6 protein-coding genes are annotated in these 4,560 nt (G+C 36.7%); all 6 read right to left on the reverse strand.

The genetic code is table 11. The features are described 5' to 3' along the window. Positions 1-184: 184 nt before the first annotated feature. A complete protein-coding gene (locus ACR2F7_RS09760) occupies positions 185-1,378 on the reverse strand; it encodes a class I SAM-dependent methyltransferase (RefSeq protein ID WP_432713385.1) in 1,194 nt (397 codons plus the stop codon). A gap of 100 nt (positions 1,379-1,478) precedes the next feature. Continuing rightward, positions 1,479-2,003: a 50S ribosomal protein L17 gene (rplQ, locus tag ACR2F7_RS09765; protein WP_432713386.1), complete on the reverse strand. Its 525-nt coding sequence runs from the start codon at positions 2,001-2,003 to the stop codon at positions 1,479-1,481. An 83-nt stretch (positions 2,004-2,086) separates the two neighbouring features. Continuing rightward, entirely contained in the window at positions 2,087-3,079 is a 993-nt protein-coding gene (locus ACR2F7_RS09770; protein ID WP_432713387.1) for a DNA-directed RNA polymerase subunit alpha, read from the reverse strand. Between the two features lie 83 nt (positions 3,080-3,162). Continuing rightward, positions 3,163-3,771 carry a 30S ribosomal protein S4 gene (gene rpsD / locus ACR2F7_RS09775; protein ID WP_432713388.1) on the reverse strand — a complete coding sequence of 203 codons (609 nt, stop codon included), beginning with the start codon at positions 3,769-3,771 and terminating at the stop codon, positions 3,163-3,165. 65 nt (positions 3,772-3,836) lie between these two features. Then, a complete protein-coding gene (rpsK, locus tag ACR2F7_RS09780) occupies positions 3,837-4,226 on the reverse strand; it encodes a 30S ribosomal protein S11 (protein WP_196859748.1) in 390 nt (129 codons plus the stop codon). A 21-nt stretch (positions 4,227-4,247) separates the two neighbouring features. After that, positions 4,248-4,560 (reverse strand): 30S ribosomal protein S13 (gene rpsM / locus ACR2F7_RS09785; protein ID WP_432713389.1); only part of this gene is annotated, 313 nt, incomplete at its 5' end.

Raw genomic sequence — 4,560 nt, forward strand, 5'->3', positions numbered from 1 at the left:
TTCCTAAGTCTATACCAATTATTTTTCCCATTTTATTATATCTTTTAATGTATATTTTATTCTATACCTCGTGTTAAACAAGGGTTGTGCCAAATACTGTTTGGCAGGTTAATGACATATCTTTAGACGCAATCGGCAAAATTGTATTTAATCAGTCTGCTGATATGTGACATGTTGACAGAAATTACTGTTCTAATCTTAATAAACGCTCCAGGTGGTGATAGCTGATTCCAAAGTATGCCTTGGTTTCCCTGATTTTATTTAACACAGCCTGTTGATCAACTTTCAACTTGTCGTTTTTAACGCCTACTACTAAAACATTTTTAGGCGTATGTACATCAGAGATAAATTCCATCACTTTAGTTTTGTAGCCGAAATACTCCAAAATCAAAGCCCGTATACCATCTGTCACCATTTCGGCTTGTCGCTCTAAAAAGATCCCATATTTCAACAGGAAATCTAATTCGTTTTGCGCCTTGCCATGGGTAATCTCTTTTCTAATTTGTTTATGACAGCAAGGTGCCACCACAATAAGTTGTGCGCCTGCCTTTATGCCTTTATAGATAGCATCATCTGTTGCCGTATCACAAGCATGTAAGGCAATCAATAAATCAATGTGCGGCACATCATATTCCTGAATAGTACCTTCCACAAAATTTAACGATTCAAAGTTGGCATTGGCAGCAATCCCGTTACACAGTTCTACAAGGTCTTTACGGTATTCTACACCTGTCACCTTAGTATCCCATTTCAGCACCTGGTGCAGGTAATCATATAAAGCAAAAGTAAGGTAGCCTTTTCCCGATCCCATATCCACCACATGCTGAACCTGCTCTTTACTTAAATCATTCAACATTGGACTCAGCAGTTCAATATACTGGTTGATCTGTTTGTATTTATCCTGTGCATTTTTAAACACTTCCCCCCTTTCATCAGTGATCTTCAAATCAAACAAATACTTTTTGTCTGGTGCTGCACTAAGCAATCTCGTTTTTTCCTTGTTATGCGAAGTTGAGCTTTGAGCAGCAAGCGACGGGCCTTTTTTTCTACAAACAAATTCAGAACTACCCCTTCTTTCCAAAATCAAATCCATACTGGAGGTAAACAGGGTATTCATGGCGAAGCCATTATTGAGCTGTTCAACAAGAAAAATGATGCCCTCTTTAAGATCGTAGTTTTTGGTCACATCCCTGGTTTTATACCTGATGGTAAAAGAAAGTTTTTCTTCCCTTTTAATCTGGACCAGGCGTACATATATATTTTTTAAACCTGCAGCTGTACCCTTATAATTACCAAGGGAGATTTTGATGAATGATCGGTCTGCAAGAGATTCCTGGATGCCAGCAGTAAATTGAGCTATGGAGGAAGATGAAGTCATGATAGGAGAAATGAAGAACAAAATTAGTTAAAAAAGCACTAAGCAAAAGGCCCTGCTGAATAAACAACAGGGCCTTTTAAGCTTTATGAATGGAGGAAGATTAAGCTTCTTTGCTTTCTTCGTCTTTAGCAGGTGTTTCAGCAGCTGCTTCTTCAGCAACAACTTCTTCTTTAGCTTCGGTTGCAGGAGCATCAGCTTTTTTAGCTTTAGTTCTACCACGACGAGTAGTTTTCTTCTCAGCTGCTTCAGCTTCTTTACCATAAACCTCGTTGTAGTCTACTAACTCGATTAGAGCCATCTCAGCATTATCACCTAAACGATTGTTTAATTTGATAATTCTGGTATAACCACCCGGACGGTTAGCAATTTTAGCTGCAACATCACGGAACAATTCAGTAACAGTATCTTTATCTTGTAAGTAGCTAAAAACAATACGACGAGAGTGTGTAGTATCAGTTTTAGATTTAGTCAATAAAGGCTCAACATACATACGCAAAGCTTTAGCTTTAGCTAATGTAGTAGAGATTCTTTTGTGTTTAATTAGTGATGAAGCCATGTTAGCCAACATCGCTCTACGATGTGAATCTGTTCTGCCTAAGTGGTTTCCTTTTTTACCGTGTCTCATTTTTGATTTTATTCAGTGTGTACCGTCTCTTTGAAATTAATCTGAGGGAATTACACACGATTAACAATATATAATTTGTTGTATTATTCTTCGTCTAACTTGAATTTAGAAAGGTTCATACCAAAAGACAAGCTTTTAGATTTAACCAGTTCCTGAATTTCAGTTAAAGACTTTTTACCAAAGTTTCTGAATTTTAACATATCAGCTACATCGTAAGAAACAAGATCAGCAAGTGTGCGGATATCAGCTGCTTTTAAGCAGTTCAATGCACGAACTGAAAGATCTAAATCAACTAATTCCGTTTTAAGGATTTTACGCATATGTAAAATTTCCTCATCAACTTCTTTAGTTTCTTCTTTAGCCTGAGACTCCAATACAAGATTCTCATCAGAGAATAACATAAAGTGTTGAATCAGGATTTTTGCAGCTTCTTTCAAAGCTTCTTCAGGATGAATTGATCCGTCAGTAGAAATATCTAAAATTAACTTTTCGTAATCTGTTTTTTGTTCAACACGATAGTTTTCGATCGTGTATTTTACATTCTTCATTGGCGTATAGATCGAATCAATAGCGATCACACCAACCAGGGCATCATTAACTTTATTATCTTCTGCAGGAACATAACCACGTCCTTTATTGATTGTTAATTCAACCTCTAAAGTAACCGCTTTATCCATATTACAGATAACTAAATCTGGGTTTAGGACTTCGAAGTTACTTGAGAATTTAGTAACGTCACCGGCTTTAAATTGATCTTGTCCATTTATGATGATGAAAATCTTTTCAGAATCACCTACATCACCAACTTTTTTAAAACGAACTTGTTTTAAATTAAGAATGATTTCGGTTAAGTCTTCTACAACACCTTTCATGGTAGAAAACTCATGGGATACGCCAGAAAAACGAATACTAGTGATGGCAAAACCTTCAAGTGAAGAAAGTAAAATTCTTCTTAAGGCATTACCAATTGTTACACCGAAGCCGGGCTCTAAGGGACGAAATTCAAATGTACCATCGAAATCTGTTGATTTCTGCATGATGACCTTATCGGGTTTCTGAAATGCTAAAATTGCCATTTATAATGTTTTTAGATCGTTATTAATTTTTTGTAACGCAAAAAAAATTAACTGCCTGAAACAGGCAGTTAATTTTTTAAAGATTACTTAGAGTATAACTCTATTATAAGGTTTTCTTTAATATTTTCCGGAATCTCGTCGCGGTTTGGATAAGCTAAGAACTTACCAGTAAGTTCATTAGCATTCCAGTCTAACCAATTGAATTTATTGATTACTCTACCTGCAACAGAGTTAGTGATTGCCTCTAAGGTTTTTGATTTCTCACGAACCGCAATTACATCTCCAGCTTTTAATTGATAAGAAGGAATATTTACCACTTCACCATTCACTGTTACGTGTTTATGGCTAACTAACTGACGTGCAGCTGAACGTGTTGTTGCAATACCCAATCTATATACTGTATTGTCTAAACGGGCTTCTAATAATTGTAATAAATTATCACCTGTAATTCCTTGACGGGCTGACGCTTTTGTAAATAAGTTACGGAATTGACGTTCTAATACACCGTAAGTGTATTTAACTTTTTGTTTTTCCATTAACTGAACTGCGTACTCAGATTGCTTACCTCTTCTTTTTGAGGCACCATGCTGGCCAGGAGGATAGTTTTTTCTGTCTAATACTTTGTCAGGGCCGAAAATTGGCTCTCTGAATTTACGCGCGATTTTGGATTTAGGTCCTGTATATCTTGCCATTTCTTTTTGTTTTAAAGTATCGTGCAGCCTTAAACTGCAGACTCTTAGCTTTAAAAATTAATAAATTAAACTCTTCTCTTTTTCGGTGGGCGACAACCGTTGTGAGGAAGCGGGGTAATATCTTTGATAGAGGTTACTTCAATACCTGCTACTTGCAATGTTCTAATTGCAGATTCGCGGCCTGAACCTGGACCTTTAACAAACACTTCTACTTTACGCAGACCTAAGTCGAAAGCTACTTTACCGCAATCAGATGCAGCTTGACCTGCAGCATATGGAGTGTTCTTTTTAGAACCCTTAAAACCCATTTTACCTGCTGAAGACCATGAAATAGTTTGACCGTTGTTATTTGTTAAGGTAACAATGATATTATTAAAAGTAGCATTGATGTGTGCCTGTCCTACAGACTCAACAATAACAATACGCTTTTTGGTTACTTTTTTACTTTTAGCCATAATTATACGTCGATACTAATACTATTTAGTAGCTTTTTTCTTGTTAGCAACTGTTTTTCTCTTGCCTTTACGAGTACGAGAATTGTTCTTAGTACGTTGACCACGTACCGGCAATCCTTTTCTGTGACGCAATCCGCGGTAACAGCCGATATCCATTAAACGTTTAATGTTCAACTGAACTTCAGAACGTAAAGCACCTTCTACTTTAATCTGGTCGTTGATAATTGTACGGATAGCAGACAACTCGTCATCTGACCAATCTTGTACTTTTTTGTTTAAATCGATACCTGCTTCCGTCAATATACGTTGTGCAGTAGATCTGCCTACTCCGAAG

Source organism: Pedobacter sp. (genome assembly GCF_045628745.1).
In the GTDB taxonomy this organism is placed as follows: domain Bacteria; phylum Bacteroidota; class Bacteroidia; order Sphingobacteriales; family Sphingobacteriaceae; genus Pedobacter.

Bases quoted from the DNA above. Each gene is read 5' to 3' on its own strand.
- ACR2F7_RS09760 (WP_432713385.1), bottom strand. From the start codon at position 1,378: ATGACTTCATCTTCCTCCATAGCTCAATTTACTGCTGGCATCCAGGAA.
- rplQ (WP_432713386.1), bottom strand. From the start codon at position 2,003: ATGAGACACGGTAAAAAAGGAAACCACTTAGGCAGAACAGATTCACAT.
- ACR2F7_RS09770 (WP_432713387.1), bottom strand. From the start codon at position 3,079: ATGGCAATTTTAGCATTTCAGAAACCCGATAAGGTCATCATGCAGAAA.
- rpsD (WP_432713388.1), bottom strand. From the start codon at position 3,771: ATGGCAAGATATACAGGACCTAAATCCAAAATCGCGCGTAAATTCAGA.
- rpsK (WP_196859748.1), bottom strand. From the start codon at position 4,226: ATGGCTAAAAGTAAAAAAGTAACCAAAAAGCGTATTGTTATTGTTGAG.